The sequence below is a fragment of the Methanoregula sp. genome (assembly GCF_023227875.1).
Lineage (GTDB): Archaea > Halobacteriota > Methanomicrobia > Methanomicrobiales > Methanospirillaceae > Methanoregula.
Genome location: NZ_JALOCH010000001.1, coordinates 82,760 through 106,508 on the forward strand (window position 1 = coordinate 82,760; position 23,749 = coordinate 106,508).

The following is a 23,749-nucleotide window of genomic DNA, read 5'->3' on the forward strand; positions in this document are numbered from 1 at the left end:
CCCTCACATGATAAAGCATGGAGGCGCAGGAACAGATCCGGTGCCGGGGACACCCGCTTGTCCTCAGCACCCATCCGACAACCTTTGAGGTGACGTGCGAGGACCACCTGACCGAAAACGGTAATTGCATTATCGGGATCGGTGCGGAGAAGGGTTGTGCCGGGCTGTCCGCAGAGTTTAAACGAATCATGGCCCGCGACGATACCGACCTGCTGACACGGCTGGAATGCGGGGGTGTGGTTGCAGAGATTACATCCCGGGGCTCTTCCCGGATGACGCTTGACCACCCGACAGACCTGGTCTGGCGCAGGAGCACGTTTGTCTGCGGGCGTACGATCGGAATTCTTTCCGACAAAGTAGCAGCAACACTGCCGGCAGACCTGATAAAAAATCTCGTATCGGGAAAAGAGATGTTCGTGACCCTGACCGCTACTTGTCCCGGCTGAGTGTCGTGATTTTCACTTCTGCTTCGGCAAGCATACTCTCGCACTGTTTCACGAGCGCTGCACCCTGCTCGTAGAGTTTCATGCTCTCGTCAAGGCCCGTGTTCCCGTCTTCGATCTTCTCGATGATCTTCTTCAGCTGTTCGATCTTTGCTTCATATGTTTCCGTCATGGTCCACACGTTCCACGTTCACGAGACTGCTCCCGTCATAAAACTGAATTTTCATGCGATCCCCCGGAGCGATAGCACCCACGCCCCGGATCACCATACCGTCTCTCTCAGCAACGCAGTATCCCCGGGCAAGGAGCGCACGCGGGCTTCTCCCGGCGAGTGCCGTCCGCATCCCGTCAAGGAGGAGGCGTTCGCGTTCGAGCCGGGTAAAAAGTCCCCGTTCGAGCCGGTCCGCGATATCGGCCACATCGGTCTTCCGCTCGTCCAGTATACGGAGGAACCGTTGTGGCCGGAGCCGGTCGCGGAGGCCGGTAACATCTTCCTTTGCCCGTACAATCCTCCCGAGCAGGGAGGAGCCTGTCTGTACCTTAAGTTCCTGCAGCTGTAGCAAGAGAATATTCCGGTCTGGCACGACCAGTTCGGCAGCTGCGGAGGGGGTCGGTGCCCGGACATCCGCCGCAAGATCGGCGAGCGTCACATCCACTTCGTGGCCGATGGCACTGACGACCGGTACCGGGCAGGCTGCGATCGCTTTCACCACGTCCGGGTGGTTGAACGGGAAGAGGTCTTCGAAGCTTCCCCCACCCCGGGCAACGATCACGACATCCACCAGCCCGGTAAGGCGGCGGATTGCTCCGGCAATCTCCGTGTGTGCCTCCTCACCCTGGACTGCCGTTGGCGAGATGATGATCTCCACCGGAAATCTCCGCCCGATGACGTTCCGGATATCGTGGATCACGGCACCGGTCTCGGACGTGACGACCCCGACCCGTGCGGGAAATACAGGAAGCGGCCGTTTCCGTTCAGCGGCAAACAGGCCCAGAGCCGAGAGTTCCTTCTTCCACTGCTCGACAAGCAGGTATTTTTCGCCAAGGCCGGCCTTCTCTATTGCCCGGACCTGCATCTGATAGGCGCCGTGAGGGGCATACACAACGACCGACCCGGAGACCACCACCTCCATCCCTTCAGCCGGGGTGAACACGAGCCGGTCGGCATCTGACCGCCACATCACGCACTTGATCACCGCTGCGGTTGAGCCGCCCCCTTTTTCAGAGAGCGAGAAGTACCGGTGTCCCCGTCCATGGTGCTTGTAGTTGGTGACTTCGCCCCGGACCCGGATGTCCTGCAGCCGCGGGTCGTCGAGAAGCCCGGCAATGATTGCCGAGAGCTCCGAGACCAGCAGAGGCGCATTCGTTACGGCGGGAGGTTCATCCGGGGTATTGAACCAGTCCATCAACAACTATTAGGCTAAAACCGCATATCAAATAGTACTACCATGGTGTCGTTCTCCGTAGCGAGCATGTTTTTCCACGAGTATACCCTGCCCGAGATCTTCTCGTTTGTTTCCCGGTCCGGCCTCAACGGTATCGAGTTCTGGCTGGAGACTCCCCATTTCTGGCTCAGGGACATGCCGGTGGATGAGGTGATCGCCTGCCGCAGGCAGCACCCGGAACTGACAACCTTCACCGTGCACACTCCCATTCTCGACCTCAACCCGTGCTCCATCAACCCGGACGTGGCCGATGTCTCGGTTGAATATGCGGTCAGGTCGCTTGAGATTGCCGGGCAGATGGGTGCCGGTGTCTTCACCGTCCACCCGGGACGGAGGACAGCAAAACGCCCGCCGGGCGAGGCAGACTTCACCCGGTTCAGCCATTATGTCCGCGTCCTCCGCGAAACGGCAATACGGGACTCGATCAAGGTCTGCATGGAGAATATGGAACCCATGGTCAACTCCCTGCTCTGCACTCCTGAACGGATGCGGGAACTCCTTGATGACGAACCGTGGCTCTTCTTCACGCTCGATGTGGCCCATGCACTCTCGAAATCGGAAGAGGAGCCGATACGGTATATCGAACTCTGCCATGACCGGCTCGCCAACGTGCACATCAGCCGGGTGGAGGGCAATAAGCTGCACTTCCCCCTTGCAAAAAGCCCGGTCATGGCAAAGGTCATGGGCTCGCTCCGCGACTACGGGTACGACGGCAGCCTCACGCTCGAGATCGAGGACCTGAACCTTGGCCGGCCCTACTCCTCCGGTGAGAAGATCGCCCTGCTTGCACAGGACTGCGCCTTCATGCACAACTGTATGGACTAATCGCTGGTTTTATTAAATTCGCTCCCGAATATACTGGTACACTTTCAGGCGAAGTTGTAATTCGTGCACCAGCACGTTGTGAAACACAATGATAGAAAACGCACTTGAAATCTTTCTTTTCATCATCTGCATCATCCTTTCTGCGTTTTTTTCCAGTTCGGAAGTCGCGCTCATCTCCATGACCCGTGCAAGAGTCAGGACACTCGATAACGAGAACCGGGTAGGATCGCATGCCCTTGTCGCGCTCAAGGAATCTCCCGAACATCTCCTGACAACGATCCTTATAGGGAACAATATTGTCAATGTCGCCGCCGCAGCGCTTGCGACCGCGATCGCCATCCAGTGGTTCGGGGATATCGGCGTCGGCATAGCAACCGGGTTTGTCGTCATTATCCTCCTGGTGTTTGGCGAGATCGCTCCGAAGATCTATGCGACACGGGCGCCGGACTCGTTTGCCCTTACAATAGCTCCGATCATCCTCTTCCTCTCGAAAGTATTCACCCCTGTCCTATGGCTGGTAGAGCGCATGACCCCGAAGCTTGGGCTCGGGAAGGATGGGGCGGAACCTTCTGTTACCGAGGAGGAGATCAAGGAATGGATCGATGTCGGCAAAGAAGAAGGTACGATCGAACAGGATGAGCAGGACATGCTCTACTCGGTGCTCGAGTTCGGTGACACCACCGCCCGCGAGATCATGACACCAAGGGTCGATGTGGTCCTGATGGAAGACACCGTGACGTTCGATGACGCAATCCGGATCTTCAACGAGACCGGGTTCTCCCGCATACCGGTATACCACGACCAGATCGATAATATCACCGGCATCCTGAACGTCAAGGATGTCTTTGCCGCCATGGTATCACGGCGGAAGAATGCAAACATCAGTGAAGTGATGTACGATCCCCTTTTCGTCCCCGAGACCAAGAAGATCGACGACCTGTTGAAGGAGCTGCAGGTCCACCGTGTCCAGATGGCGGTGGTCATTGACGAGTACAGCAGTTTTGTCGGGATCGTGACCGTGGAGGACATCCTTGAAGAGCTGGTCGGGGATATCATGGATGAGTACGATAAGGAGGACCCCGTTGTCCAGGAGATTGCGCCGGGTGTCTTTGTCGTGGATGCCCAGATGTGGATCGATGACGCGAACGACCGGATGGGGATCAACCTTCCGGAGGATGAGTCATACGAGACCATCGGGGGCTTACTCATCGACCGGCTCGGCCACCTGCCCCTTCACCCCGGTGAGAAAGCCGAGCTCCAGGAGCAGAATATCACGCTCTCGGTGATGCAGATGCACGGCCGACGGATCGTGAAAGTGAAGGTACTCGTCCATGCGGCCCACGGGAATGGCAAAAAGGCAGCGGACAATGAATCCCCTGAGGAGAAGTCATCATGAAACGGATCGCGGTGCTGGCTTCCGGCCGGGGCTCGAACTTCCAGGCCGTGATCGATGCGATCGCCTCAGGGAAGATCCCCGCCGCCTGTGTGGTGCTCATCACGGACAACCCGGGTGCATATGCAATTGAGCGGGCAGGAAAGGCCGGTATTCCGGTTAAGATCATTGATTTTGCATCATTTCCCACGCGGGAGGCTTACGAACAGGCCCTGCTGGCAGCAATGGAGGAAGCCCGTGCCGATCTCTACGTCCTTGCCGGCTACATGCGCATCCTTGGGTCCGAGGTTGTGCGTGCATTCCCCGGGAAGATGGTGAACATCCACCCGGCCCTCCTCCCGAGTTTCACCGGCCTGCATGCCCAGCGTCAGGCGGTGCTCCATGGCGTGAAAGTCGCGGGGTGCACGGTGCACTTCGTGGATGACAGCCTGGATGGAGGGCCTATCATCCTCCAGAAGTGCGTCCCGGTCATGGATGATGATGGTGAGGACGATCTCGCCGATCGCATCCTCGAACAGGAACATATCGCGTTTCCGGAAGCGATCCGTCTCTTCTGCGAAAACCGGCTTGAGATTGTGGGAAGGAAAGTCCGGGTCCGGAAATAAATCCTCCGACATTTTTTTATGATATCATCGTGTCCGGTTCCAGTAGACCCTGAAGATTATTATCCAAGACGCCGATAGTATACCAGAACCGGGAGCCGGAACAAGGGACAATGAAGCAGAAATCAAAGAACCCGGCGACAAAAAAGATTGCCCGGGAACGCATCAGTGTGCTTTTCGAACAGGCACGGCAGGCATTCACCGCACACCCGGAACGGAGCAACCATTATGTGGAACTCGCCCGGAAGATCGCAATGCGCCAGCGGGTCCGGATCGACCGCGACCTCCGTCGCCAGTACTGCCACCACTGCTATGCGTTCCTTGTCCCGGGCAGTAATATGCGGGTGCGGGTGCACCGGGGCAATGTCGTGGTCACCTGTGGCTCCTGCAACAAGAAGACACGATACCGAGTGGTGAGACCGGATGCCGGAACCGAACAATAACTCAATGCAGGACCTCAAACCGACCGTCTGGATCGGGAAACAGGGGTGCACGGGAACGATGATCGATGAGATCGTATCCCAGCTCAAGAAGCGCAAGCTGATCAAGGTCAAGTGGCTCCAGAACACGGATGTTGACCCGGAGGCGATTGCTGCACAGGCAAAGGCCCGGCTCGTTGAAGTAAGGGGCCGGACCATGGTGCTCGCGGACAAGGGAAGGGGACAGGGGACCCCGGCAACACCCGTGAAGACCCCCGCGAAAGTCACGGCAAAGGCAACCGCCCGGGCTTCCGTCAGATCGATGGCAAAATCTTCGGAGAAGGCCTCCGTAAAAGATATTGCGAAGGATACGAAACCTTCAAAGCCACGAAGAATCGGTATGATGAGCCGGGCAAAGAAGTGAGAACTTACGTGGTCTCTCCCCCGGACCTCAATTCGTGATAACGGCTCGTTGTGATGGATACCCGAGCAAATTATTTCTGATGATCTTTCCGATCAACCGGGATATTCATTATGAGGCCTTAATCTTTTTTTCTGATCCGTCGGGGCTTCTGACCTTGGAAACGTATAAGAACCTTCCTCACAAATAACATAAGACTGTTATTTCATTATTCAACAGTGAGGTAGTAGATGACAACAGTATACGATGTCCCCGCTGACCACATCATCCGGAGGGTCGCCGAGGAGCTCAAGAAGAAGAAGGAGATCACTCCTCCCGCCTGGGCAGCCTTCGCTAAGACCGGCGTGCACAAAGAGATGCCGCCGGAAGATCCCGACTGGTGGTTCATACGGGTAGCAGCAGTGTTGAGACGCGTCTATGTCGACGGCCCCATGGGTGTCGAGAGGATGCGAAGCTTTTATGGCGGTAACAAGAACCGCGGCTCAAGGCCCAATGCGTTCCGCAAGGGCTCAGGGTCGGTCCTGCGCAAGTCTGTCCAGCAGCTCGAAGCAGCGGGTCTCGTCATCCACGACAAGACCGGTCGCCGGGTATCCCCCGAAGGCATGAAGTTCCTGGACAACCTCTCGCAGGAAGTCTCAAAGAACCCGCCAGCACCCGTCCCGAAACGTGTCAAGCCGGTTGTCGAAGAGCCCAAGAAGGCCGACGGCAAGGGCAAGAAGAAGGGTGGTGCCAAGGAACCGGCAGCCGAAGGCGCTGACGGAGCCAAGGCTGAGAAGAAGCCGGCAAAGAAGAAAGCCGAGAAGACTGAAGCACCACAGTGAGGTGTACTTATGGGAGACGACGAGCTTAACGAACTCCGCAAACGCAGGATGGCGCAGCTGCAGCAGCAGGCTGGCGATCAACAGGGTATGCAGGAAGAGCTCGAACGCCAGCAGCGTCAGAAGTCTCAGATCCAGATGATACTCATGCAGATTCTCGAACCGGATGCACGGGAACGCCTGAATACCATCAAGCTGACCAAGCCGGATTTCGCCGGCGCGGTCGAGCAGCAGCTCATCCAGCTCGCACAGAGCGGACGGCTGCAGAAGAAGATTACCGATGCACAGTTCAAGGAGCTGCTCAGGCAGCTCGCGCCTGCCAAGCGGGATTACTCCATAACAAGGAAATAATGAAAGCCGGAGTGCTGTACAGCGGCGGTAAGGACAGTTCCCTTGCAGCAATAATGCTGGGTACGTATTACCAGGTCGAACTCAACACGTTCGTGTTCGACCCGGACCGCCTAATCCCCTCGGTTGAGGCTGCGGCAAAAGCGCTGGGATTTCCCATAAGAAAACGAGTATTCGAGAAAGGATTGCTGAACGAAATGGTCGATCTGGTCATAGAGAAGGGGTATCCGAACGATGCCATCAACCGCGTGCACCAGACGGCCGTGGAATCGCTTGCAGGAGAGTATAACGTGGTCGGGGACGGCACACGGTTTAATGACCGGGTCCCGATGCTCTCCCGTGCAGCGGTCCAGAGCCTGGGTAACCGGACAGGGTGCTCGTACGTGCGGCCCCTGCTTGGCTATGTCAGGCCCGAAGTCGACCGTCTGGTGGACCGGTTTCTTATCGTGGAATACGGGGAAACGGGGTCAATCCAGAACGGCGATTACGAGGCAGAGATCCGGGAGGCGTTCCGGGCCCGCGGGCTCGATTGTGCCTCCATGTTCCCAGAGCACCACGACCAGTCGCTCGTGGTGGGCAGGAAAGATAATTAACAGGAGAATTCAAGATGAGCAAACTAAGCAAAGGCAGGAAAATCCGGCTTGCGAAGGCATGCGACCAGAACCGGCGCGTGCCCCAGTGGGTGATGGTCAGGACCAAACGCGCGGTTGTTGCGCACCCGAAAAGGCGCAACTGGCGCAAGAGCACGCTGAAGGTGTAGACAATGGCTGAGAATATGGAAGAGCACGTCTATGTCATCCCCCTCAGGGATGCACGCCGCATGCCCCGCTGGAAGCGGAGCAATGGGGCAATCAAGGATATCAGGAAGTACCTGTCCAAGCACATGAAGAGCGAAGATGTCAAGCTCGACCAGGGCATCAACGAGAAGGTATGGAGCCGGGGCAGCTCAAAGCCGCCATCAAAGATCCGGGTCCGTGCCATGAAGCTGGAGGACGGGCAGGTTCAGGCAGAACTTGCACCGGAATCGTAAGATGGAAAGGACGATCACGTTTGACGGCGATCCGAACATCGGGGTTTTTGCCCGGGTGATCGGGGACATTGCCATCATACCTCCGGAATCCACGGAGGAGTTTAAAGCGGCAGTGAAAGCAGCTCTCCAGGTGGAGCTGGTAGAGACTACGATCCAGGGGAGCGCCATCATCGGCTCGCTCGTTGCCGGTAACAGCCGGGGGATTGTTGTATCCGGCCTCGCCACTGAAGAGGAAGTCAGTAAACTGGAGAAGCACCGCGAGGTGCTGCTCCTGAACGAATCAATGAATGCCGCGGGCAACGTGATCATGGTGAACGATACCTTTGCCGCAGTCCACCCGGACATGCCGGTCGACATGATGCATGCGATCGGGGAGTTCCTTGGCGTTGAGGTCATCACTCTCGTGCTCGGCGGTGTCAAGACCGTTGGCATGGCGGGCGTTGCAACGAACAAGGGCGTGATCGTGCACCCGCGGGCGACCGACCAGCAGATCGCACGGATCGAAGCGGTCGCGAAGGTCCCGGTTGGCACGGGCTCGATCAACATGGGTACCGGCCTTGTGGGTACCGGGCTTCTCGTGAACGAGAACGGGTACATCGCGGGCAATGCCACGAGCGGGTTTGAACTGGGCAGGATTGAGGACGTATTTGGTTTTCTGGAGTGAATGAATTATGGCAGATCAGAAGTTTGAAGTGAAAGGCTCGTTCCTGATGGGCGAGGACTGGATGCCCTACACGAAAGTGATCGAGGCACCAAACGAGAAGCAGGCCGAGGAACGCACCTTTGCGACGATCGGCAGCAAACACAAGCTGAAACGCCGCTACATCAAGGTAGACGGTGTCAAGCCGGCCAAGGCAGAGTAAGACAAAATCTCATCCTTTTCTCACGGGATCTTTGATCTCTTCCCGAGAAGATTATCGTGTCTGAATGGTTATCCGGACATGTAATATCCGGTTTTTCGGCATATCAGACAGTATCTTCAAAAAAACCAGAAAGTATATTGCAGCTCCCTTCCTTGTCAGGCACATGAAGGCAAACGCGAGGCTCAGGGCAGGGCTTGTCCTGATCATCATTCTTCTGGTTTTTATTCCTGCGGTGACTGCGCAAGCCGGCCAGACTACCTTCCTTACCGTCCAGACGAGCGACACAATCCTTGGCCGCGTGGTCTCAATCACCGCAACGGATGCCGGTTCATATTCGGTCACGATAACACGGAACATGAACGTAATCCCGGCAAAGATCGGTGACACGCTGCTTGACGGGGACATTGTCACGCTCGTTCCCGGTGCATTTGCCAACATCCAGCTTGTTGACCAGCCCGATGTGACCATGCTCGGCGGGGGCACGAGCGGCCTTGCTGCACGGATCTCCCGGGTCGGGGGAGCGTCCGTGACCTCGAAGGCAACCATTGCAGCAACGGGATCTGATAAACCGGTGATAAAAACCTGCATGAAAACCGGAGAAGTTGGGCGCATCACGTATATTCAGGGGCGTTATTACATCCATCGGAATGCACGGATCATACCCGCAACAGTGTCGGAGTCGCTGATGGCCGATGACCTCATTTATGGTGACGACCCGGACGGTGAAATTATCATCCAGCTGGATTATTCCGATCATCCCGATGCCGGAGGATATACCCTCACCGGAAGAACGCGATACTCGCTGACCCCCTACTGCCCGGAACCCGTGCGGTCAGAGGGAATGATGGGCGAGGTCGAGGGTGTAATTGAGACGGTCTCCACAACAATTGATGACCTCTGGAGTAAGTTGAAGGAAATTCTCAGAGGAGAGTCGTTTGGAGTTAAGACGCCAACCGCAACTGCCGGGGTCCGTGGGTGATACGATCCTCTTTTTTAAGCACCTTTTGTCGTAACTACCGTTCACGGTGTGGTCTGGCTGCCCGGTTATTGTGTCGGTAATTACTGGCATGACACTGATATGACCAGTATTTTTATCCCCTATCCAGCATGATATGTCCGGTATGAAGGAAGAGACCCGCTGGATAGTGCTCGTGGGTACCGCGCTCGTGGGTATCGCGATCTTTCTTACGGTGCTCCATTACCTGATCTTCCAGGACCTGCATCACATTGCCATTTACTTCCTCGGGGACCTTGCATTCATTCCGGTTGAGGTCCTGTGCGTGACGCTGATCATCGACCAGCTGCTGGAGTCCAGGGAGAAAAAGCAGCGGATGGAGAAGCTGAACATGGTGATCGGGATCTTCTTCTCCCGGGTCGGCACCCCGCTCATGGCCCGGCTTGCAACTGCCGATACCTGTGTTATGCCCCTCCGGAATGAGCTGGCGATCCGTCCCGGTGACTGGACTGCTGACCGGTTCCGTGCCGCACAGGCCGGTCTTTCCGACTGGCACTGTAAAGTTGATCCGGCACATGTTGACCGTGAAGCCCTGCGGGAGTTCTTACAAAGCAACGAGGATTTCCTCCTCCGGATCATGGAGAACCCGACCATCTTCGAGCACGAGTCGTTCACGGACCTGATGTTCGCGGTTACGCACCTTGAGGAGGAGCTGAGCGCCCGGGGCGATCTCTCCAATCTGCCGCCAACTGACCTCGCCCACCTTGAGACTGACATGGAACGGGTCTATTCACAGCTTGTGCCCGAGTGGCTGAAGTACATGGAATACCTGCGGAACCATTACCCTTACCTGTTCAGCCTCGCGATGCGGCAGAACCCGTTCGATAAGATGGCGAGCGTGGTTGTTATGGGATAAGTAAGAACTGTACATTCCCAATTCCACTATTTCTTGTGGAACCCATAATGTCGCATTCCCCGGACCCTGTGCCCTACAGGGCATTCCCTTATTTTTCCTCCATCCAAATGTGGCTAAATATGACCTCCAACTCCCCGACGTAAAAATGGTAAAATCCTGCGAAACACACCCTCGTTTTCACGAAATATGACCTCAGGTCCGGTAAAAACAGGCAATCCCGGCTCTGTATGGGCCCGGTTTAGTCCTCCCCCTGTTTCTCTCAACCCAATCTGGTAATGTGGCACCGGGACCACGGTGACTCATCAATATTCCGTATACAAAAGATCCTTTTACCGGATCCCGGATAAGAACACACATATCCATACTATGGCAAACACGATCGAGATCTGGAGGTCCCTCCGGTTCCCGTACGAAGCGAAAAGGCCTGCAAGCCCCCCGGTGACCGCAAGACCCGCGTGCCAGAGAACTGCATCACGGAGCCACTCCTCGCTCTGCACACCCTGCCCGGTTGCGATCATACCCACGACCATCAGCAGGGGGAAGAGCAATGCGCCGGTTGCGACTGCGGCAATACGGTTCCGCGTGTACCAGCCGATCAGGATTGCCGCGACAGGAAAACCACCTGCCAGAACGAGAGCGGATGCGAACCCGGTGATGAATAATGCGAGTCCAGTCATTCCGGAATCCCTGCACTACTTCCCTTCGCGGTAACGAGACGGAAAACGAAGAACGCAACCGCCACGATAAGGAATCCGGCAAGCACCGGAGAAAACAATGACTGGCCCCCGGTATTTTTCTGTATCGTGAATGCAGAGTTGAGGAATATGAACCCGAAGTACACGACGCTGATGCCGGCAAAGAGCGTTGTGTGTTTCGGGTACTGCACGATGAGACCGGCAAGTGCCCCGGCTCCCAGTGCCCTGGCAAGCAGGAACAGCCCGGCCGGCAGTCCGTCAAGTTTTATCGTAAAGAACCAGTCCTCCCAGTTGAGGATGAAGACGAACAGGAATGTAAGCGTGGCAAGGACAAGGATTCCCAGCACGCAGCATTTTAACAGCGTATCGATGGTTTTTATGACCTGTTTAAACATCATGATTCACCAGGAGCCCCGAATATGAATCCTGCCCCGCGATCCTCCGGGTAAACGGTCGTCCAGTTCGCGGGCAGCGACCAGTTTGTGCAGCTGGATCCCCAGAAGGTATGTGAGCAGGACTGGCCGGTGATGTTCCCGTGCGGGCACCGGTCCGCAAGCGGGACGGCCTGTGTCCCTTCCGGTCTGTAGATGATATCCGCTGAACGGATCTGGCTGTCCGGGAAGACGATGATGAGGCCCGCTGAATCACAGAACCTTCCGATCTCTTTTGTCTGGTAACAGTACTCAGGGATTACGCTCCAGTGATCCGCGATCTGTGTAGTGTCATTCAGTCTTATCTTATCAAGCGGGATGAACTTCCGGTCTTTCAGCAGGAAGAGATCCAGACAGGCATTTGCTTCATATCCGAAATTCATATCACGGATATGACGGGATACACCGGTGATTATGCGGACAGACCGGTTGCGGACACCGAGACTGGCAGCACTGAATTGATCCATGTTCGCAAGGATCACCCGGGGGGACTGGCGATTCTGCAGAACAATGTCATTTGCCGGTGTTCGTGTGGTGGTAATACGGAGCCTTCCACATGTGCCGGGGAAATACGTAAGATCTGCGGTATAACCGGTGACCTTCCCTTCGTGTTCTGTATAAAACTCTAATGTCATTGAATCGAGGGTCTCATCCGGTGTGATGTGAAGCGTGAGATCTTCAAACACTGCTTCGGTCTCGTTGATCCCGGTCCTTTGGAGGATCGTATCCCATGTATTCTCGAGAGTCCTGCCGCCAGCTGAGGGATAAAGGCAGATATCGGAGCCGTCAGGAAGATGCAACGATCCCGGCAGGAGAAATCCCCATGGCAGTGAAAGAGCCAGAAGCACAATGAAAACCATAAGGATAGCGATACCGGAAATGATCATCAAAGATGGGATCTGTCGGGAAGGATTCACGTAAAATGCCCCTCATATTCTTGGATAAGAAGTGTTTAATTTTTTTACATTTATTCATATTTATTTGATATTGTGCATCGATCCCGGAAAACACATCCTATCCGGACAGAATTAAACCTAAAATGAGAAAAGAAGAAATTTACCGGGCAGCTTCGTCAGCTCTCCCGGCACACCAGGTCCCCTTCGTGCACCCGTTCGTTCACCCGGATGCCGATGTCCTGCCCCGGGTCTGCTTCCTGGATTGGCTCGTGGTCGTACTCCATCGAGGTCACGGTCTGGTGGATGTCATCATGCGGCCCATGGATGTGGATCCGGTCGCCTTTGGCAATATGGTCCGAAAGGACGATTGCGGCGACACCAATTTTCGGGTAATAGTGGGATACCTTCCCAATCATGGTCTCCATCGTCTTCTCCCTCCCAACATGAGACTAATATCCGGTTCAGGAAATAAAGATTACCCTTGGCGGGATCATTCCTGATCAGTTCCTGTTCGATATTTATCTCAGGAGACCAGAGCAAAACGGGGAGGCATTTCGATATCACCGAATCGGGAATTTTAACGGTCTTATAATTTTTCAAGGGGTTGTAATAAAAAACCCGGTGAAAATTTTTTTTAATATGATACAATTTTACATGCCAACCCTGCGGCTGCTGAACTCATCCACCGTAGTTGCAATCTCCGCAGGATTCCGGCTCCATATTGCCTTCCTGCTTGCAGGTATCGCAACCCGGTTTATCCCCTATTTTGCATTTGCCCTGATAATGTACGCAACCTATACGCTTGATCGTGCTCTTGACTGCAAAGAAGATGCCATCAACAAGAGCGAGCTGTGCGGGGCGAACAGGACGATAGGACTGGCTGCATGCGTAACAGCGTTCTGCGGAGGTACAATACTTCTCTTCCTTGAGGGGGTCTTTCTGGCCCCGTTCCTGCCATTTGTTATCGGGTATTTCTATTCCCGGGGATTCCGGATTGGATCATTTAAACTCAAGCTCAAAGGAAGCCTGGGGGGGAAAAATATTATTGTCGGGATAACATGGGCCGGAACCATTGCCCTTATCGTAGGCCAGTGGTGCACCAGCATGCTGACTATTGGAATTATCTTCCTGTTTTTCGGCCTGAAAATATTCATCACGTCCTGTGTGAACGATTTCAAGGATGTCAAGGGGGATATCGTTGCCGGAGTCAGGACCCTCCCCGCATATCTTGGGGAAAAGCTTACCAAGAAAGTCCTCATCCTCATTCTCGCCATGATGTATATGATCATGGTCTATGCGATATTTTTCACTATTATCCGGGATGAATGGGTGATCCTTCTCTTCAGTCTGGTCATCACCATCGTATTCCTGATCATATATTCACCTTCTTTTGAGACCAGCCCCTCGGTCTTCTATCGGAAGATGCGGGAATTCGTGATCTCCTGGGAATCGCTGGTATCCCTGGGACTCAGGGCGTGTGTCACGGGTTAATCCGGACGTTCAATTTTTTCAGAATGTTCCAGAAGGAACCGGTAGATCCGCTCCCCCCATGCAAGTGCTGACGGATCGCGACTGGCCACATCGTTTTTGGAATCAAAAAAACCGGTATTGTAAAACAAAGAGATTGAAAAATAAGAGTCGGTGACCGTATACGAGAACTTGAAATCCTTTTTTGTTACATAGATGCTGGTATTGTACCCAAGGAACTCCCTGACCCATCCTGGATATTTATCGTTCAGCATCTTGAGTACGCCCGGGGTAAATACCAGCGAAGTCTCTACACCCTTCCTGGCAAGGTTCAGGAAAAAATCCGGGTACATGGGATGAACGGTATGGGACAACCCCTTCAGGGTCTTTGCCGTGGAGATATTTTTCAGGAATGTGTTAACATCAAAGATTTCCTCATCGGAATTCTCGATAATCTTGTAATTGCCCAGACTCCTGATATCGACAAGGATATCGAGCGGCAGCACACCGATGTTATGCTCAGACCAGAATTTCATATTCTTATCAAAGATTTCCATAGTCCTGATCAGGGGCTCCATCTGGGTAGCCAGCACTTTCCCAATGGGGGTTAACGAGGATTTCCGCCCGTCCCGGTCGATAAGGTGATTCTCTTCAAGGATCTTTATCTGGGGGAGCATTCCTGTTGATGTGACGTTGAGCAGCGTCTTTATCTCATCCCATTCCCTGGGCCCGTTGTTGAGGAGGATTAGGAGCTTTCTCCGCTTATCCGATGCAGAGATAACACTAAGAAGTTCGTTCATAACCCACCCGAATATACAATATAGAGATTGTTACTTTATAAAAAAAGCCTTCAATTTGAATCTATTATGTTTGTTTACGAATAATTCGTGGGAACGGAATGGGCTTTTTTAGATCATGACAGGTATTACCTTACCCTGTATCATGGATCCCGCTTACTCGCGAGTTCTTCTGTTGAGATGCCGAAAGCAGATGAGGGAATTGTATAAAAGAGATCGTTTTTAAGTGTGTCCCGCCGGATATCAGGATCTCGTATGAAAAAGAGGAATATAATGAGATTAAATTTTTTAATGGTCTTGAAATCGTCAGACGGATAGTAATATACTACTTCTATCCTGATCATATCACGGGATATCGATTCGCGCATGAGCATCACATCCCCCCTAACCGGGCCGGATCGATCACTCCCGGTATATTTACCGGGGTATTCTCCTGACGAACAAACAGAAGAGACCCGCAGGTATGATGAGTCTTCCTGTTCCTTGCACACTTTCACCAGGAGATCCCCCGGTGCTTTCTCTCTCCCTTTCTATTTTGTATGGTGATGATGAGATCTTTTTTGTGGACCTCTGCAGGATACATCTTCAGCGATAGGGTCTTGCAATTACTCCGGCATCATCTTTCCGCGAGGCCATCCCTCCCTTACTGGCTTCTGCCATGAGAGGTATCCCGGTGAGCCAGTGATGTCATGAGCGCGTAAAAAAACTCCGGTTCGCGTGTTGTAAAGAGATTGTGCCACGCATCGAGCGCTGCCGGTGACATAACATCAAGTCTTCTGAAGATATGATATGCGAATTCGACTGGTGCAAGTCCGCTTGCGGTGATGAGGTTGCCATCAGTTACGGCAGGCTCGTTCACGTAGAACCGCTCGCCATGGTAGCCCGGGCAGAACATCTTCAGCGCTGCGGGATCATTGCTCGTGTGCGGACGGTCGTCCAGCAGGCCGGCATTCGCAAGGCCAAGGGTGGCACCGCAGATCGCTGCAACTACCGCTTCGCTTGCCAGTACCTCCTTGACCTTTGCGATTACCGGGGCCTGTGCCGGGTCGAGCCAGGTATCTGCACCGGGCAGGAGGAGCAGGTCGCCGGTGCCCGGGTGAATATTTGCTATCAGTTCATCCGGCTTCAGGTGCAACCCTCCCATGGTAGTGATTGTATCCATCGTACGGCCGCACAGCCTGACATCGTACCGTAGCGATTGATCTTTCAGGTAACGGCCGGACCGGAGTTCGGCAAGGATATGGCCCGGCTCCCAGTCGGAGAGCGTATCATTGACATAAAGGTACAGAGCTGGCATGGTGATCGTGGCACTCCTTCATATTTCTCTTGCGGGAGAGCAGAAAAAAATTACTTGTTGATATGCACAACTTTGGCGGGCGGGAACCCGTTGAAGTACGTGGATGAGGCATGGGAGTAGGCCCCGATGTTCTCGGAATAGACAAGGTCGCCGATATCGAGGTCCGGCAACTCTGCGGAGAGCGTGATCGTGTCGAATGCATCGCAGGTGGGCCCGAAAACTGCAGATATCTGTGTCTCCCCTTTCTTGAACGAGAGTACCGGGTAATTGATATGATCGAATACCTGCCCTGAATAGGTGTGGTAGACCCCGTCGTTGATGTAATAGCAGGGCTTGCCGTCGCGGATCGCCTTTCCCACGACCTTGGCAACGAGCGTGCAGGTGTTTGCCACAAGGAACCTGCCAGGCTCGGCCAGGATCTGCATGTCGCTTGGGAACAGCCGCTTTATCTCGGCGTTCAGTTTCCGTGCAAGCGTCCGGATGGACCGGATCCCCGGGTGGTACTTCACCGGGAACCCCCCTCCGATATCGAGGATCCGGATCTTCCGGCCGGTCCGTTCTTCAACTTCCTTGATGATGCTCGCCGATATCTGGAGTGCCTGCATGTAGTTCTCGAAGTTGGTACACTGGCTGCCGACATGGAAGCTCAGGCCCTCCACGACAAGCCCGTTCTCGAATGCCTCAATGATCAGGTCCACCGCTTCGCCGGGATGGGCGCCGAACTTGCTGGAGAGCTCGACCATGGAGCCGGTGTTCGGGACACGGAGACGCAGGACGAGCCCCGCATGGGGGGCATGGTCGCGGATCTTCAGGATCTCGTAGTGGTTGTCGAAGGTAACGAGCGGTTTGTACTTGTCCAGCGCCTTGAGGGTCTCGATCGGCTTGATGGTGTTGGCGTAGATAATCTTGTCCCAGATGAAGTCCTGCTGCTCCTTTTTTGGCAGGTGCTTGAAGTTCTCGTGCACGATCATGAATTCGGGCATGGATGCAACATCGAAACTGCAGCCGATGTCGTACAGGGTCTTGACGATCTCGGGATTGGAGTTGGCCTTGACCGCAAAATAGACCTGCACGTCCGGCAGGTGCTTCCGGAATTCCCGGTAATTCTGACGGATCTTTTCATGATTGATAACAAAAACAGGAGTACCCTGCTCTGCAGCAAGGTCCAGCAGGTGTCTCTTCCCGCTGTGTCCGATATGGTGGACGGGTGTGGGGGTCTCTCCAGTCCCTTTTTTCTTCCGCCGCTTTTTTGAGTCAACCGCGACTTTTGTCATTATATGATTGATTTATTGCACGAATAAGAAGTTTTTGAATTGCCAGATGTCTTCGCGGTCGTAATTGTTCTCCGGGTTCTCCTTAAAGTAGACCACGCGGTTCTTCAGTGGCGTCCAGTCGGAGGGCCCCGACTTGAACTCGCCGAGGTAAGGTTTTGCAATGTCGAGCACGAACTCGTGTGGCAGGTCATCGGGAAGGCAGAAGCCCTCCTTCGGGTTCTTGATCATCCACATCACCGCGCTGACAACCCCGAGCGCGACCTGGATCGTTGTCGCGTTCTGGCCGGGTGCTAACTTCTTTGCCTCGTCAATGGTAAGGATGCTGCCGGTCCACCACGACTTGTAGGGGTGTCCCATCAGGAGCGCACCAAGGATGTCCGCTCCCGTGACGATCTCGCGGTCGCTCATGATCCGGATCTTGGGCTGGAGCACGTAGTTCCGCGCCCTGAGCTCGTGGAGGGAAGCAATCGTTGCATCGCAGGGCATGTAGGCGTAGAGGACGGTCGGGCGGTAGATCGCTTCGCCGTCCTTCCAGACGGTCCACCGGTCCGAGATACCGAATGCCTCCCCGTGCCGGATCACCATGCCGATGATCTCCTGCTTGGGGATCCAGGACCTCACCCAGGTATTGATCCCCATCTTCGGGAGGAGGATCCCGTTCTTCGGGCCAACGGGAGGGACGATTGCCATGGGGGGGAGAGTCTTCTCGTGCGTGCCCCAGCCGATCTCGGCAGGCGCGGTACCCTCTTCCCGGAGCCCCTCTATGCACCAGGTACCGACAAACTCGCCAACTTTTTTCGGGGTGCGGGAGATCTGGGTATCGTGTTCCGAGCAGTGGATCACCTTGACACCGACTTCCATCGCCAGCTCGGCAAAATTCTGCTCGCGGATCAGTGTCCTGATACGCCCGGGGTCCTTTGCGATCTTGTCGGTAATCATCCGGTTGGCGATATCCACGAGGCCGTGTTTGGCAAAATGCGAGATGAGGCCGGGGTTGGCACCATGGTCGACAACACAGGTTGTGGCATCTTTCCAGTCTTTCGTCAGCTCGATAAGTTTCATCTGCCGGAAGTACAGGGTCTTCTCGTAGGGGGTAGCAGTCTGGGTCTCGGCATCCGGGTCCCACGCCTCGACCGAGGTGTTGGCATAGAGGACTTCGTGCTCGTGGCACCACTGGACGATCTCGCAGCAGTCGATATTCCATGCTTCATCGATCAGGAGGCTGCCGGGCGAGAGGTATTCCGCGAGGGTCTCCGCGATATTCTCCTGCGTGATCCGCTTCTTGACGAACCGCAGTCCCCCGGCAGTCCATGCCTTCAGGTCCGCCGACTTGTCCTTGAAATCGATGATCGTGATGTTCTCAAGGGGGATATTCACATGTCGGAGCAGGATCGGGAACATGCACCGGCACACGGCGCCATACCCGATGATCAGGACGTTGTTTTTGAATTCCATCTCAACCCTCCCGGCTCTCTTTGATATCGATGAGCCTGTCTATGTGTATGTCCCCGTTCTTTAATAACTTCATGAAGACGGATGTCATCCCTGAATATGGGAAAAATCCCTTATTCAAAAATGGTCCTGGAGACGACACCGGATCAAGGGTGGCCAGCGATGCCTGAGGGAGCTTGTCCATGCCCCGTCGCCCGCACAATGATGTATTTATTGTGGTGGAGAACATACATATCCGGAGCACAACACTCATCGAATCAAATATTTTTACGGGGTGACGGATTTTGGCAGATAAAAATACACCAATGGACCAGCGCGAACTGATGACCCTCCAGAACTACCTGCAGGAGTACGGGCAGCAGGCTGAAATCTTTGTCAACCAGTTGCAGCTGCTGGAGAATGGGAGACTGGAGGCGCACGCCGCAATCGAGTCACTCGAAGAGATGCTCACAACGGAAAACGGTACCGTGCTCCTCCAGATAGGCGGCGGGGCCAGTGTCCGGGCAAAAGTCATGGAGCCGGAGAAAGTCCTCCTTGCGATCGGTTCGGAGGTCGTTGTCGAGCGTTCCAACAAGGATGCAGTCGAGTTTTTAAAAGAACGGATCATCGAGATGGAGGCCTCGCAGAAGAAGGTGGCCGATGCGCTCGACCGTCTCCGGGCCCAGATGAACGAGATCAATAAGCGGATCGAGTCGGGATACCAGCAGGCAATGGCATCCGGACAGAATCCCGGTTAAGCGGAGTCATTGTATCCATGTTCGGGGGACTGCGGGAGAAACTGAAGGCGGCACGGGACCGGCTCGGCGGCAGCATCGAGGCAGCAGCAGCCAGGGCGGAGCCAGTGGAGGAGACCGTTCCGGCAGCAGCTGCTCCCGCAACCCAGCCGGTCTCTGATCCGGGCCCGGCGACCGCAACGACCGCCCCGGCTTCCCCGTCATTTGTCCAGAAGGTCAAGACCCTCATTATCGAGCGGGAACTGATCGTCTCCGAGAAAGACCTTGATGATGCCCTCTCCGAACTGGAGATGACACTTCTCGAGAGCGATGTCGCCCTTCCTGCCACGGATGCGATCATCGGCAGCGTGGAGAAGAACCTTGTCGGCAGACACCGGAAGATCGGGGAATCCGTCGACGACCTCGTAGTACATGCCCTGAAGACGGCCCTGCTGGACGTGCTGGGCAACGGTTTTGATCTCAGGGAATACATAACGAAGCACGACCGGCCGGTGAAGATCCTCTTTACCGGTGTGAACGGTACCGGAAAGACCACGACCGTTGCAAAGATCGGTGCATACCTCAAGAAGGAGGGGTTCACGGTCGTGATCGGTGCCGGCGACACATACCGGGCCGGTGCAATCGAGCAGATCGCCGTTCATGCCGAACGCATCGGGATCCGGGTCATCCAGCACCAGGAGGGAGCCGACCCCTCGGCCGTGCTGTTCGATGCAGTGGAGTATGCCCGTTCGCACAAGATCGATGTGGTCCTTGCCGATACGGCAGGGCGGTTCCATAACAAGGCGAACCTGATGAGCCAGCTCGAGAAGATAAAGCGGGTCATGAAGCCCGACCTCGTGGTATATGTCGACGAAGCCGTGGCCGGTAATGATGCCGTGACCCGGGCCTTTGAGTTTGACAAAACCGTAGGGGCGGATGCAGTTGTTCTGACAAAGGCCGACATGGACTCGCGGGGTGGCGCCGCAATCTCGATTGCCCACACGATCGGAAAACCGCTGATGTTCCTCGGTGTCGGGCAGGCATATGAGGATATCCTGCCATTCGAACCCGCAAAAGTCGTCGACGAATTGCTGGATGGGGGTGCGTGATGCTCGACGGACTTTCGACATCCCTCAAGGATGCACTCAAGAAACTGGCCGGCAAGACCGTGGTCGACAAGGCAGCTGTCGACGAGCTGGTGAAAGACCTCCAGCGGGCGCTCATCTCATCGGATGTCAACGTCAAGCTCGTGATGGAGCTCAGCAAGGCGATCCGCACCCGCTCGCTTGAGGAGGAGCCGCCCAAGGGCATGAACGTCCGCGAGCACGTGCTCCGCATCGTGTACCAGGAGCTCGTCCGCCTTGTCTGGGCCTCGACCGAGGTCCGGCTCGAACCCCAGACGATCCTCATGGCCGGCCTGCAGGGAAGCGGCAAGACCACGACAACGGCGAAGCTCGCCCGCTACTTCCAGAAGAAGGGCATGAAAGTCGGGGTGATCTGTGCCGATACGTTCCGGCCCGGTGCCTTCGACCAGATCTCTACGCTCTGTGCGAAGATCAATGTCCCCTGCTTTGGCAATGCGCAGGAGAAGGATGCCCTGAAGCTCACCCGCGAGGGTCTTGCATCTCTGAAGGAGCAGGAACTGATCATCGTGGATACCCAGGGCCGCCACGCGCTTGAAGCCGATCTCATCAGGGAGATCATCGACCTCAATGTGCTGACGAAAGCGACCCACCGCTGGCTCGTGATCGATGCGGCGCTGGGCCAGCAGGCAAGCGAGCAGGCACGGCGGTTCCACGAAGCGATCGGGATCGACGGGGTCATCATCACGAAGATGGACGGCACCGCAAAAGGTGGCGGTGCCATGTCGGCTGTTGCCGAGACGAAGAGCGGTATCGCCTTCATCGGGAGCGGCGAGACGATCGAGGACCTCGAACGGTTTGACCCCGACGGGTTCATCTCCCGTCTCCTCGGCATGGGGGACTTAAAGGCGCTTGTCGAGCGGGCGAACGAGACCCTCACCCCGGATGACGTGGATGTCAATGCGATGATGAAGGGGAAGTTCACCCTCCGCGATATGTACAAGCAGCTCGAGGCCCTGAACAAGATGGGCCCCTTAAAACAGATCATGGGCATGCTCCCGCTTGGGAACATGCAGCTGCCCGAAGGCGTGTATGACGTCACCAGCACGAAGATGGTCCGGTACCGGATCATCATGGACTCGATGAACCCGGCCGAGCTTGATGAACCCTCGCTCATCAACAGCTCCCGCATGCAGCGGATCGCCCACGGGGCCGGGGCAACCCCCGACGAGGTCCGGGAACTGCTCAAGTACTACAAGATGATGCAGCGGACCCTCAAGGGCCTCAAGGGCAGCGGCGGCGGAAAGTTCAACATGCAGCGCCTGATGAAACGGTTCTCCGGGATGCAGTGAGATCTTCGTGCAATGACTTCTTTTGCGATTGTCGGGCACCTTGCCCGGACGGACGGGAGTTTCTCACTCAACGACCTGCCGGGAAGCGGCGGAAGGATGGATATCCTCTGCCGGTGCGTGAACGCATCGCTCTTTCTCTCGCACGACTTAAGAAGGGACGTGGACTGTTACCTCGTCCTGCTGGGGGCCCCATCGGGGCCGAAGACCGTGAAGTTTTCGGGGGAATCCGTCCGCTCGCTCTCGCCCGACGAACGGAGTGCGGGTGCCCTGATCAAGAAGGTGATCGACATCCCCTGCGGCAGCGAGTTCCGCGAGGCGGCGGACGGTGTCTCCATCCGAAAGGGCGGCCTTGAACGGCTGATTTCGGACCTGCAATTTGCCGTCCTTGATGAGACGGGTAATGATATCCGGAAGGAACAGGACCTGCCCGGGGCATATCTCCTGTCCGATCACATGAACTTCACGGACGCGGAGAATGAACAGATCCGTGAATGCCCGAGATATTCGGTGGGGCCAAAGTGCCTGCATGCGGATCATACGATAACTGTATTGCACAATGAACTGGACCGGAGGACACGTGGATGGAGATGAATGAACAGGTAAAGGCGATCCTTGCCTATGGGGAAACATGCGACCACTGCCTCGGGCGGTTCTTTGGCAAACGCTCGCACGGGCTCTCGAACGATGAACGGGGAAAAGGGCTGAAAGTCGCCATCGCCCTTTTCGAGAACCAGCCCTATAAGAAATTCGATGGCACCTGCTGGGTCTGTGGTAATTTCTTCGATGACGTACCGCTGTGGGCAGAGCGGGTGATCGAGGCAACGAAGGACCTCGAGTACTCAACGTTCCTTGTCGGCTGCCGGGTGCCCCCGCTCATTGCCGAGAATGAGGAGATGGTCTGGAGCGACCTCTCGCTTGCCGAGCCCGAGCCCTTCAAGTCAGAAGTGAACCGGGAGGTCGGGAAGGCAGTATCGGCACGGATCGGCAAGGTAGTGGACTTCAAGAAGCCCGAAGTTGTTGCAATCCTCGACCCCGCAACGGGCACGGTTGAGATCCAGGTAAACTCGGTCTTCTTCTACGGCCGCTACCAGAAGTTCGAGCGGGGCATCCCGCAGACCCACTGGGACTGCCGGGTCTGCAGGGGGGCGGGTTGCGAGATATGCAACTTCACCGGCGCCCAGTACCTGGACTCCGTGGAAGAACTGATCGGGAGGCCGGTAATCGAGGCTTTTTCTGCAGAGAATGCGGTCCTTCATGGCGCGGGCCGCGAAGACATCGATGCCCGCATGGTGGGAACCGGTCGCCCATTCATTCTCGAAGTAGTGTCCCCAAAGAAGCGTTCCATCGACCTTGCGGAACTGGAAAAAACCATCAACAGCACTGCGGACGGCAGGGTCTCCGTTGCGATCAGGCGCTGGGCTGACCGTGCGGAGGTGGAAACCCTTAAATCAAACAAAGCGCATAAAAAATACAGGATCCTGGTCGAGGTTGACGGCGAATTATCTGCGGACGAGTTCGCAAAAGCCGTAAAAACCCTTTCGGGCGTCACAATACATCAGCGCACGCCCGAAAGGGTTGCTCACCGCAGGGCCGACAAGGTCCGCGAGAGAACAGTCCTCGATATCGAGTATGCAGGGCAACAGGACGGCAAATTTGTTGTTGAAGTCCTGGGCGAAGCCGGCCTCTACATCAAGGAACTCGTATCCGGGGACTCGGGGCGAACCCGTCCAAGTCTTACCGAGATCCTGAAACGAACGGCTCACGTCACCAGCCTCGACGTCACGCAGGTGGAAGGAGCAAAGGAGGGAGAATAAA

33 protein-coding genes are annotated in these 23,749 nt (G+C 55.6%); 21 read left to right on the plus strand and 12 right to left on the minus strand.

Annotation, left to right across the window (positions count from 1 at the left end):
- Positions 1 to 17: 17 nt before the first annotated feature.
- On the plus strand, positions 18 to 446 hold the full coding sequence (locus M0R30_RS00455) for a DUF371 domain-containing protein (RefSeq protein ID WP_292542093.1): 429 nt from the start codon (positions 18 to 20) through the stop codon (positions 444 to 446).
- Here the strand turns inward: M0R30_RS00455 and xseB are convergent.
- Positions 430 to 615, minus strand: coding sequence for an exodeoxyribonuclease VII small subunit (gene xseB, locus M0R30_RS00460; RefSeq protein WP_292542095.1), 186 nt, complete (start codon positions 613 to 615; stop codon positions 430 to 432). The genes M0R30_RS00455 and xseB overlap by 17 nt on opposite strands.
- Positions 599 to 1,849 (minus strand): exodeoxyribonuclease VII large subunit, encoded by a 1,251-nt coding sequence (gene xseA / locus M0R30_RS00465; protein ID WP_292542096.1) that lies wholly within the window; start codon positions 1,847 to 1,849, stop codon positions 599 to 601. The genes xseB and xseA overlap by 17 nt, the downstream gene beginning before the upstream one ends.
- A gap of 42 nt (positions 1,850 to 1,891) precedes the next feature.
- Between xseA and M0R30_RS00470 the strand changes: the two genes are divergently transcribed.
- From M0R30_RS00470 to M0R30_RS00535, 14 genes are all read left to right on the plus strand, one after another.
- Positions 1,892 to 2,713, plus strand: a complete 822-nt coding sequence (locus M0R30_RS00470) for a sugar phosphate isomerase/epimerase family protein (protein ID WP_292542097.1) — start codon at positions 1,892 to 1,894, stop codon at positions 2,711 to 2,713.
- 88 nt (positions 2,714 to 2,801) lie between these two features.
- Positions 2,802 to 4,109 carry a hemolysin family protein gene (locus tag M0R30_RS00475; protein WP_292542098.1) on the plus strand — a complete coding sequence of 436 codons (1,308 nt, stop codon included), beginning with the start codon at positions 2,802 to 2,804 and terminating at the stop codon, positions 4,107 to 4,109.
- A complete protein-coding gene (gene purN / locus M0R30_RS00480) occupies positions 4,106 to 4,711 on the plus strand; it encodes a phosphoribosylglycinamide formyltransferase (RefSeq protein WP_292542099.1) in 606 nt (201 codons plus the stop codon). The genes M0R30_RS00475 and purN overlap by 4 nt, the downstream gene beginning before the upstream one ends.
- A 110-nt stretch (positions 4,712 to 4,821) precedes the next feature.
- Positions 4,822 to 5,151: a ribonuclease P protein component 4 gene (locus M0R30_RS00485; protein ID WP_292542100.1), complete on the plus strand. Its 330-nt coding sequence runs from the start codon at positions 4,822 to 4,824 to the stop codon at positions 5,149 to 5,151.
- Positions 5,132 to 5,551: a YhbY family RNA-binding protein gene (locus M0R30_RS14730; protein WP_366513068.1), complete on the plus strand. Its 420-nt coding sequence runs from the start codon at positions 5,132 to 5,134 to the stop codon at positions 5,549 to 5,551. The genes M0R30_RS00485 and M0R30_RS14730 overlap by 20 nt, the downstream gene beginning before the upstream one ends.
- A gap of 227 nt (positions 5,552 to 5,778) precedes the next feature.
- On the plus strand, positions 5,779 to 6,369 hold the full coding sequence (locus tag M0R30_RS00495) for a 30S ribosomal protein S19e (RefSeq protein WP_292542101.1): 591 nt from the start codon (positions 5,779 to 5,781) through the stop codon (positions 6,367 to 6,369).
- 9 nt (positions 6,370 to 6,378) lie between these two features.
- A complete protein-coding gene (locus M0R30_RS00500) occupies positions 6,379 to 6,717 on the plus strand; it encodes a DNA-binding protein (RefSeq protein WP_292542102.1) in 339 nt (112 codons plus the stop codon).
- The gene (locus tag M0R30_RS00505; protein ID WP_292542103.1) at positions 6,717 to 7,307 is read left to right on the plus strand and encodes an alpha hydrolase; all 591 of its coding nucleotides are present in this window, start codon (positions 6,717 to 6,719) and stop codon (positions 7,305 to 7,307) included. The genes M0R30_RS00500 and M0R30_RS00505 overlap by 1 nt, the downstream gene beginning before the upstream one ends.
- 14 nt (positions 7,308 to 7,321) lie before the next feature.
- A complete protein-coding gene (locus tag M0R30_RS00510) occupies positions 7,322 to 7,474 on the plus strand; it encodes a 50S ribosomal protein L39e (RefSeq protein ID WP_292542105.1) in 153 nt (50 codons plus the stop codon).
- A 3-nt stretch (positions 7,475 to 7,477) separates the two neighbouring features.
- The gene (locus tag M0R30_RS00515; RefSeq protein ID WP_292542106.1) at positions 7,478 to 7,744 is read left to right on the plus strand and encodes a 50S ribosomal protein L31e; all 267 of its coding nucleotides are present in this window, start codon (positions 7,478 to 7,480) and stop codon (positions 7,742 to 7,744) included.
- A gap of 1 nt (position 7,745) precedes the next feature.
- The gene (locus M0R30_RS00520) at positions 7,746 to 8,408 is read left to right on the plus strand and encodes a translation initiation factor IF-6 (protein WP_292542107.1); all 663 of its coding nucleotides are present in this window, start codon (positions 7,746 to 7,748) and stop codon (positions 8,406 to 8,408) included.
- Between the two features lie 7 nt (positions 8,409 to 8,415).
- The gene (gene rpl18a, locus M0R30_RS00525; protein WP_292542109.1) at positions 8,416 to 8,607 is read left to right on the plus strand and encodes a 50S ribosomal protein L18Ae; all 192 of its coding nucleotides are present in this window, start codon (positions 8,416 to 8,418) and stop codon (positions 8,605 to 8,607) included.
- Between the two features lie 64 nt (positions 8,608 to 8,671).
- Positions 8,672 to 9,586 (plus strand): hypothetical protein, encoded by a 915-nt coding sequence (locus M0R30_RS00530; protein ID WP_292542111.1) that lies wholly within the window; start codon positions 8,672 to 8,674, stop codon positions 9,584 to 9,586.
- A 142-nt stretch (positions 9,587 to 9,728) separates the two neighbouring features.
- Entirely contained in the window at positions 9,729 to 10,478 is a 750-nt protein-coding gene (locus M0R30_RS00535; protein WP_292542112.1) for a hypothetical protein, read from the plus strand.
- A 329-nt stretch (positions 10,479 to 10,807) separates the two neighbouring features.
- Here M0R30_RS00535 and M0R30_RS00540 read toward each other — a convergent pair whose 3' ends face one another.
- The 4 genes from M0R30_RS00540 to M0R30_RS00555 all read right to left on the minus strand — a co-directional run bounded on the left by M0R30_RS00540 (position 10,808) and on the right by M0R30_RS00555 (position 12,925).
- On the minus strand, positions 10,808 to 11,155 hold the full coding sequence (locus M0R30_RS00540) for a hypothetical protein (RefSeq protein WP_292542114.1): 348 nt from the start codon (positions 11,153 to 11,155) through the stop codon (positions 10,808 to 10,810).
- Positions 11,152 to 11,571, minus strand: coding sequence for a hypothetical protein (locus M0R30_RS00545; protein ID WP_292542116.1), 420 nt, complete (start codon positions 11,569 to 11,571; stop codon positions 11,152 to 11,154). Before M0R30_RS00545 ends, M0R30_RS00540 begins: the two co-directional genes overlap by 4 nt.
- Positions 11,568 to 12,464, minus strand: coding sequence for a hypothetical protein (locus M0R30_RS00550; protein WP_292542117.1), 897 nt, complete (start codon positions 12,462 to 12,464; stop codon positions 11,568 to 11,570). The genes M0R30_RS00545 and M0R30_RS00550 overlap by 4 nt, the downstream gene beginning before the upstream one ends.
- A gap of 212 nt (positions 12,465 to 12,676) precedes the next feature.
- Positions 12,677 to 12,925 (minus strand): U32 family peptidase C-terminal domain-containing protein, encoded by a 249-nt coding sequence (locus tag M0R30_RS00555; protein ID WP_292542119.1) that lies wholly within the window; start codon positions 12,923 to 12,925, stop codon positions 12,677 to 12,679.
- Positions 12,926 to 13,139: 214 nt separating this feature from the next.
- On the opposite strand from M0R30_RS00555, the gene M0R30_RS00560 reads away from it, so the two are divergent.
- Positions 13,140 to 13,991: a UbiA family prenyltransferase gene (locus tag M0R30_RS00560; protein ID WP_292542120.1), complete on the plus strand. Its 852-nt coding sequence runs from the start codon at positions 13,140 to 13,142 to the stop codon at positions 13,989 to 13,991.
- Here M0R30_RS00560 and M0R30_RS00565 read toward each other — a convergent pair.
- The 6 genes from M0R30_RS00565 to M0R30_RS00590 all read right to left on the minus strand — a co-directional run bounded on the left by M0R30_RS00565 (position 13,988) and on the right by M0R30_RS00590 (position 18,971).
- Positions 13,988 to 14,767: a winged helix-turn-helix domain-containing protein gene (locus tag M0R30_RS00565; RefSeq protein WP_292542121.1), complete on the minus strand. Its 780-nt coding sequence runs from the start codon at positions 14,765 to 14,767 to the stop codon at positions 13,988 to 13,990. The two genes, M0R30_RS00560 and M0R30_RS00565, sit on opposite strands and share 4 nt — an antisense overlap.
- A 140-nt stretch (positions 14,768 to 14,907) precedes the next feature.
- The gene (locus M0R30_RS00570; RefSeq protein ID WP_292542123.1) at positions 14,908 to 15,261 is read right to left on the minus strand and encodes a hypothetical protein; all 354 of its coding nucleotides are present in this window, start codon (positions 15,259 to 15,261) and stop codon (positions 14,908 to 14,910) included.
- A 146-nt stretch (positions 15,262 to 15,407) separates the two neighbouring features.
- Complete coding sequence (locus tag M0R30_RS00575; protein ID WP_292542124.1) at positions 15,408 to 16,061, minus strand: type 1 glutamine amidotransferase family protein; 654 nt, start codon at positions 16,059 to 16,061, stop codon at positions 15,408 to 15,410.
- A 50-nt stretch (positions 16,062 to 16,111) separates the two neighbouring features.
- Entirely contained in the window at positions 16,112 to 17,335 is a 1,224-nt protein-coding gene (locus tag M0R30_RS00580) for a type III PLP-dependent enzyme (protein ID WP_292542126.1), read from the minus strand.
- Positions 17,336 to 17,347: 12 nt separating this feature from the next.
- Positions 17,348 to 18,790, minus strand: a complete 1,443-nt coding sequence (locus tag M0R30_RS00585; RefSeq protein WP_292542128.1) for a saccharopine dehydrogenase C-terminal domain-containing protein — start codon at positions 18,788 to 18,790, stop codon at positions 17,348 to 17,350.
- A 1-nt stretch (position 18,791) separates the two neighbouring features.
- A complete protein-coding gene (locus M0R30_RS00590) occupies positions 18,792 to 18,971 on the minus strand; it encodes a hypothetical protein (protein WP_292542130.1) in 180 nt (59 codons plus the stop codon).
- A 100-nt stretch (positions 18,972 to 19,071) separates the two neighbouring features.
- Between M0R30_RS00590 and pfdA the strand changes: the two genes are divergently transcribed.
- Genes pfdA through M0R30_RS00615 form a run of 5 tightly spaced genes read left to right on the plus strand, consistent with a single transcriptional unit; the run spans position 19,072 to position 23,748 of the window.
- Positions 19,072 to 19,524 carry a prefoldin subunit alpha gene (gene pfdA / locus M0R30_RS00595; RefSeq protein ID WP_366513070.1) on the plus strand — a complete coding sequence of 151 codons (453 nt, stop codon included), beginning with the start codon at positions 19,072 to 19,074 and terminating at the stop codon, positions 19,522 to 19,524.
- Between the two features lie 17 nt (positions 19,525 to 19,541).
- On the plus strand, positions 19,542 to 20,609 hold the full coding sequence (ftsY, locus tag M0R30_RS00600) for a signal recognition particle-docking protein FtsY (protein ID WP_292542131.1): 1,068 nt from the start codon (positions 19,542 to 19,544) through the stop codon (positions 20,607 to 20,609).
- Positions 20,609 to 21,934 (plus strand): signal recognition particle protein Srp54, encoded by a 1,326-nt coding sequence (locus M0R30_RS00605; RefSeq protein WP_292542132.1) that lies wholly within the window; start codon positions 20,609 to 20,611, stop codon positions 21,932 to 21,934. The genes ftsY and M0R30_RS00605 overlap by 1 nt, the downstream gene beginning before the upstream one ends.
- 12 nt (positions 21,935 to 21,946) lie before the next feature.
- The gene (trmY, locus tag M0R30_RS00610; protein WP_292542133.1) at positions 21,947 to 22,525 is read left to right on the plus strand and encodes a tRNA (pseudouridine(54)-N(1))-methyltransferase TrmY; all 579 of its coding nucleotides are present in this window, start codon (positions 21,947 to 21,949) and stop codon (positions 22,523 to 22,525) included.
- A complete protein-coding gene (locus M0R30_RS00615) occupies positions 22,516 to 23,748 on the plus strand; it encodes a tRNA pseudouridine(54/55) synthase Pus10 (protein ID WP_292542135.1) in 1,233 nt (410 codons plus the stop codon). Before trmY ends, M0R30_RS00615 begins: the two co-directional genes overlap by 10 nt.
- Position 23,749 lies beyond the last annotated feature (1 nt).